This is a genomic window from Chrysanthemum yellows phytoplasma, from assembly GCF_000803325.1.
GTDB classification, from domain to species: domain Bacteria; phylum Bacillota_I; class Bacilli_A; order Acholeplasmatales; family Acholeplasmataceae; genus Phytoplasma; species Phytoplasma asteris.
Map to the genome: position 1 here is coordinate 1 of NZ_JSWH01000122.1, position 2,130 is coordinate 2,130.

The window sequence follows — 2,130 nt, forward strand, 5'->3', positions numbered from 1 at the left end:
GAAAATTATCATTTAGAAATAATATATGATAAAGGAACTAATTATGGTGGTCCTAGTTATTTAGCAATAGATAAAATCATTATTAAAGATATTCAAAAAGATAAAATTGTAGCTGTTTACCCAATTAATCAAAAAATTGAAGAACCTTTTTATATTCATAATTATGATTTTGTTTTAAAATTTCCTTTTTATAATTATATTCAAGAAGGAATGTTGTGGTCGAATAGTCATATTAAATCTTTAAAAAAAATTGATTTATATGAAAAACGCTCTGGACAAAATCGCACTTTATATTATGATGTTGAATAAAAAAATAGAAAAGAAAGGAACTAATATGAAATTAAAACAAATTTATTTAAATTTGTTAGTTGTATGTGGTTTTGCCATTTTAGGTTTATGGATTTATGGTTTTTTTCTAAAAAAATATAACAATAATAATTTATTTCAAAATAACCATCCACCAACCGAACAAAACCAATCTTTTGAAGGAATATCAAAATATCTCGAAGAATTAAAAAAAACTAACGAAGCTCAAATTAACGAAAATAACCAAAGAAATCAACAAATAGAACAATTAACTCAACAAATTAAATTAAATTTAGAGTTAATGAATGATTTCAATATTAAACTTAAAAAATTAACAACTACCAAAGAAGATAAAGAAAACAACCTCCAAAATAAAGACTTAAAAGAAGAAGAAAAGCCCCTATTACAACAAGAAATTGTTTCTTTAAACGAAAAAATACAAAAAATTAACGACAAAAAAGAACCAATCCATAAACAAACTTTGGAATTAATAGAACAAAAAAAACAATTATTAACTACAAAATCAAAATTCCAAGAACAAATTAAAACAACCACTTCTCAAATTATTAAAACTAGCAATAATTTATTTATTTCCCAAAAAATTCAAACTTTACAAGAAGCGATGGCTTTGAATAATGCTAATAAGAATATAATTAAAGACTTAATGATTCAAAACAAAGATAATGCTGAAGAATTCCAAAAATTAAAAAGTTATGATTTATTTTTAGACGGACAATTAATCCGTTTTGATAAACAAATTAAACAATTACAAGAAGAAATCAAATCTTTACAAAACAATATTTCTTATCAAACTCAAAACCAAAAAATTATGTTTTCTGATATATATGGTATGAAACAAGAAAAAGAAGAATTAGAAGATTTGATTGAATATTTTCAAGATGATGATTTTAATATGGTTAATTTTGATAAATTAATCCCTAGAGGTTATTTACTATATGGACCCCCAGGAACAGGAAAAAGTTTTTTAATTAAAGCTTTATGTAATGAATTAGGTATACACTATATTGTATTAGAACCATCAAGATTTGATAAGACTTATGTTGGTGAAGGAAATGAAGAATTGGAAAAAATATGGAAAGAAGCAGAATCACACGAAAAAACCATTATCTTTATTGATGAAATTAGCGGACTAGCTAATCGTGAAGATAATCAATCCAACAAAACAAACATCAACATTGTTAATAATTTATTAACTAAATTAGATGGATTTAAAAGAAGTGATAAAAAAATTGTCTTAATGGGAGCTACCAATCATTTAGATAAAATTGATAGTGCTTTAAGAAGTAGATTTAGCAAAGAAATTAAAATTGATTTATTAAAGGATGATGAAATTGAAGGATTTTTAAAATTTTTGGTAGGTGATTATCAAATTAGTTATCACACTTATCTTTATTTAAAAGAAATCTCTAACAAATGTAAAGGCAAAAATTATTCTACTAGAAATTTAAAAGAAAAAATAATTGATAGCGCTTATATTAAAGCCAAAAAACACAAACGTAAAAACCCCAACCACGAAGTCATGTTGCCTTCAGACCTAGATGAAGCTATTAACACTTTTCAAAACGTTAAAATTTCTGACACTGAAAAAAAAGCTAGAAGAAAAGAATGCGAAGACCAATATGTAGAATGGAAGCAAGGATTATTAAAATACTTAAATCCACCTAAAGATAATACTCAAGTAAACAAAAAATACACCTTCTACGGACTCGCTGGCCTAGGACACGGACATCACCCCGAATACGAACCAACCGACCTCGCTCCATACGTCAAAAACCCATTCAATCAATGGAACGAACCCCTCCC

The 2,130-nt window shown here is 25.8% G+C and carries 1 protein-coding gene and 1 pseudogene; both read left to right on the plus strand.

The window, feature by feature from the left end:
• Positions 1-309 (plus strand): annotated as a pseudogene (locus tag OL66_RS04010) (hypothetical protein); the annotation flags it as partial.
• 25 nt (positions 310-334) lie between these two features.
• On the plus strand, positions 335-2,130 hold a 1,796-nt coding region (locus tag OL66_RS02500), incomplete at its 3' end, for an AAA family ATPase (RefSeq protein WP_034172324.1).